The sequence below is a fragment of the Microcystis sp. LE18-22.4A genome (assembly GCF_027531105.1).
GTDB classification, from domain to species: Bacteria; Cyanobacteriota; Cyanobacteriia; order Cyanobacteriales; family Microcystaceae; genus Microcystis; species Microcystis aeruginosa.
Genome location: NZ_JAPZRB010000550.1, coordinates 1 through 4,097, shown reverse-complemented (window position 1 = coordinate 4,097; position 4,097 = coordinate 1). Strand labels below are relative to the sequence as shown.

Sequence of the window (4,097 nt, the reverse complement as noted above, 5' to 3'; positions counted from 1 at the left end):
AGGCTAATTATAAATTATACAGAGGTAGCAGCGGCTAAGTCTGGGTACTGGCAGTGCGGGACGGTGCTATGGCGATTTGATTACCCTATTCAGAAATCTTTGTCAAGTACAATTTATACCAAATTAGATGAGCTTACCCTGTTTAATACGGATACCATAAGAACTAGGATGATTGTCTATTTCTTGCTATTTTCGAGTATAAAATTTTAACGGTAACATATAAGTTTAGAAGCGATAAAGCCGATAACAATGAGTTACTGGGAAAGAGATAACGTGAGGGAGCGGGGAAAAATGCCATGTCAACTACAGTGTACAAAAATAGACGCAGTATTATGATAGATAAAGCCAAGGAAATAATCAGGATATACTGATTAAGTAACGACGAGTGAATAGGACTAGCCAAATAATACACAAATAATGCTATGAAAGAAATAATACCGAGAATATTGATGAGATGAATTAAGGGAGTTAAGCGTTTTAAATAGGCAATAAGACTTTTGTTTAAATTCTTCTGGCTGATTAGGTGGGTTCTGCGATGGGCTACTCGATTGAATATCGAGGTCATTTCGGGAGTTAAACGCGAATCGTCTGTATTTTGTAGAAATCTTTCGCTAACTCGAGGAAAGACTAAATATCCCGTAGTTGTAGTTAATGAACGTTTAAATTTAGATAGCCAATAACCGCTATCTATTTCATTAAAAGAAAAAGCCTTACCTTTAATTCTTTTCTGTTGAAATGCGGTTTCAAGCTCGTAATTTATTTTATTAAAAATTTTATAAGTGCTGCGGCTGTTGGCATCTGTTATTTTATTGGCGGCTGCTATTATCGACCATTGAATCCAATCGATAGTAACTTCAATATCATAATCTTTTCCACCCTGTCGAGTAATTCTAGTTGCTAATTCTTCTTCAATTAATGGTTTTAGTTTACTAAATGTAGGACTAACTTCATAAGCTATTAGTAATTGTTGTCGATTGATAGTGATAAACTTAAAATTATCTCGATTCTTACCATCATCTATACTCCGAATTTTCGCAAAAGTTCCCAGAACAGCTTCAGAACCGGGCAGAGAGAGTGCGGGTACTCCCAGAAAAAAACCATTCAAGAGAGTAAAAAACATAGTAATTAATAAACTTATAGCAATGGGAATAATACAAATCGGCAAAGCTTCTCGAATAGCTCTTGCTATATTGATTCTATTTCTTAATACGAGAATAACAAAAATAACTAGGTAACTCAGCAAGAACACTATCTGCTCTGGACGGGTAATGAATATTATTCCTAAACACAATCCGCCAAGAACAGAAAATATTAGTTTCCTCGCTAAATTTTCTGACATAACAGTTATGACAGTCAAAGCCAAAAGAATATGATATAAACTAATGGCTATTGTTTCAGTTAAAATGGTATTGAACAACATAAAAGTTGTTATATGAAAAGTTAAAATTGCAAAAATAGCTATACATATCAGTCGAGGTATTTTCAAGCGACGAAAACTATAAACTAATAAAATATTAGATAAAATATAAAAAATCTCATGACTGATTCGCAAAGGAAAATTAAGTAGACTGGAAAACAGTATAAATATAGAGTAGCCTTGGCTCTGTAATGGTAATCTACTTAACTCTCCATTATCTGTAGGAAACCAAATTTTTTGATTTGCCATTAGGATATAGCCCCAAGAATCTTTTGGATTCCCTAAAACTTCACTATTTCTAATCAGAAAAAATTTCACGGCAATTATAAATAGTAAACTCAGGAGAAAGTATTGTTTCTTGCCATCTATAAGCTTTAGGACCATATTAACTGTTACTTTATTAGAAGATTGATAACTAGAGTGATTGTTATTCATGCTTGACATTTGCTTAGTTGATAAGTTGATCTGAAAAAATGATAAGTAGTTGGACAAAAGTAAAGTTAACTGTGGGGTAAGGAGTCAGGAGTCAGTAAGAATTGCGGCAATTTACATTTCTTAAGATAGACAACAGAATTTATGTCCGACTACTTATGTGTCCCACTCTAGGAGTAATATCGATTACTATAATATGTGAAGTAGGATAGACACTCGCTAAAAGTTCAGTTAAAGCACCTTGCCCACAGCCTAACTCTAGAATTATTTCAGGATTAACCCATTTATGTATTTGATGAGTTAAATCAGCTAGATTAACAAAAATGTTTCGATAAATATCAGAAATTGGTTTTTCCAAAGGACTTAACAATCTCCGAACAAATGTTCCTATCGGCATAAAAATTAGTTAACTCCCTATAAATTCACCTTGATCTGTTTTTATCTTCGTTTCAATCCCAAAACACTTAAAAAGAAACTAGAAAAAATCACCTGTACTCCCAACGCTAGAGCGGTTACGGAAGGAATGACAATCCGCATGGTCACGGCTGGATCTAAAGCCCCATAAAGTCGAGCATTCCAAATGTATAAAGCATACAGTGAACCCCCCATACCTAGTACCAATAAAATTACGCCAATGATCAATCCCACCTCCAGATTAATATAACGCAAAAATCGTCTTAATTTTCGGTCTTCCGGTAATAAACCTTCGCTGATAGCAAAAGCTTTTGTGAAGATGGCAAAACTGACGATTTGAAAGCCGATAATCAAAGCTGTGGCTGAATAGAGAAGGGTGTGAACTCTCGGTTGGGTCATAAACCAAATCGTCGCCACAAATCCCAGAAACATTAAAGCCAGTCCGGGGTAGAGAAACAACCAGCGAGGACTATACATTAAGAGGAAGCGGAGATGTCGCCAGCCATCGCGCCAAGTTTTTAGGTGGGGAGGACGACTGCGACCGTCAGGGGATAAAGTGGTTGGTACTTCGGTAATTTTCAGACCGTAGAGGGATGCTTTCACCACCATCTCGCTGGCGAATTCCATGCCAGTGGTGCGTAGGTTCAATTGTTCGATCGCCTGTTTACTAAACCCGCGCAATCCACAGTGAAAATCACCACAGGGGCTGCCAAAAAATAACCGTCCTAACCAAGTCAAGACAGGATTGCCCAGATACTTATGCAATACTGGCATCGCCCCTGGTTTAATTCCCCCCTGAAAACGATTGCCCATCACCAAATCGTAACCCTGTCGCAATTTTTCTAGGAAAGGCGAGAGATTGGTAAAGTCATAGCTATCATCGGCATCCCCCATAATAATGTACTGACCTTTGGCGGCGGCGATACCTCCCCGCAGGGCGCTACCATAACCCCTTTCCGGGATGGGAACCACCCGCGCCCCTGAATTAGTGGCAATTTCTTGGGAACCGTCGCTACTGCCATTATCGGCGATTAGCACCTCTCCCGCAATTTTGTGTTGTTCCAGATAATCTCGTGCTTTGCCGATACAGGTGGCCAGGGTTTCCGCCTCGTTGAGACAGGGCATGATGATCGATAATTCTAGAGTAGGTATCTGCTCCTTAGAGGCGGCATCTGCCCTGACCTGATTTTCCAGCATAACAATGGCGGTGGAGTCGTTTTGCTCAAGAGTATAACAGGATTATTGACATTTGTGACAACAGATTTTTGATTGCTCAATAGTGCTGCCTTAATTGATTGGCTTGTCTTTGTCCCACATAACCTATAATGATTGGGGTGTTCATTATCCAGATTTCCGAAGCTATCTAAGCTAGACAGGGCCTTGAGCATCTCAACAACGGGGTTTAGATTACGAACGGCTTAGGGCAAAAATTCGGCAACCCAGAGAAAATGATACTGAAAAATAAAAAATTGAAGTTTATCTTGGTTTCACAGCCATAAACCTTAGCTATATCAAGCTGAAAATCGAAATGACCTTAAAAGTTTAGTTGTAACATATAAGTTTAGAATTGACAGTGCCGATAGCAATGGATTACTGGGGAATAGGTAACGTGAAGCTGCGGAGAAAAATGCCAGATCGACTGCAACATACAAAAATAAGCGCAGTCAAATTATAGATAAGGCAAAAGAAATAAGGTTCTTCGTTACTTGGTATGGTTCGATAGGGGGTCATAAATCGACTAAATCCTTATCTGGTAAGAGACTTAATTGATTAGTTCGCTCTAGATCAAAAATAATTGACAAAAATCGCTAAATGCCTTTCTATATAAGGGTTA

3 protein-coding genes are annotated in these 4,097 nt (G+C 38.1%); all 3 read right to left on the bottom strand.

All coding sequences use genetic code 11. The annotated features are described in order from the left end of the window. Positions 1–163 precede the first annotated feature (163 nt). The 3 genes from O9295_RS23585 to O9295_RS23575 all read right to left on the bottom strand — a co-directional run bounded on the left by O9295_RS23585 (position 164) and on the right by O9295_RS23575 (position 3,460). Positions 164–1,852: a hypothetical protein gene (locus O9295_RS23585; RefSeq protein WP_288035741.1), complete on the bottom strand. Its 1,689-nt coding sequence runs from the start codon at positions 1,850–1,852 to the stop codon at positions 164–166. 139 nt (positions 1,853–1,991) lie between these two features. Then, positions 1,992–2,207, bottom strand: coding sequence for a class I SAM-dependent methyltransferase (locus tag O9295_RS23580; RefSeq protein ID WP_288035739.1), 216 nt, complete (start codon positions 2,205–2,207; stop codon positions 1,992–1,994). An 80-nt stretch (positions 2,208–2,287) separates the two neighbouring features. Continuing rightward, on the bottom strand, positions 2,288–3,460 hold the full coding sequence (locus tag O9295_RS23575) for a glycosyltransferase family 2 protein (RefSeq protein WP_288035738.1): 1,173 nt from the start codon (positions 3,458–3,460) through the stop codon (positions 2,288–2,290). Positions 3,461–4,097 lie beyond the last annotated feature (637 nt).

Coding starts and splice junctions, on each gene's coding strand:
- O9295_RS23585 (WP_288035741.1), bottom strand. CDS start 1,852: ATGAATAACAATCACTCTAGTTATCAATCTTCTAATAAAGTAACAGTT.
- O9295_RS23575 (WP_288035738.1), bottom strand. CDS start 3,460: ATGCTGGAAAATCAGGTCAGGGCAGATGCCGCCTCTAAGGAGCAGATA.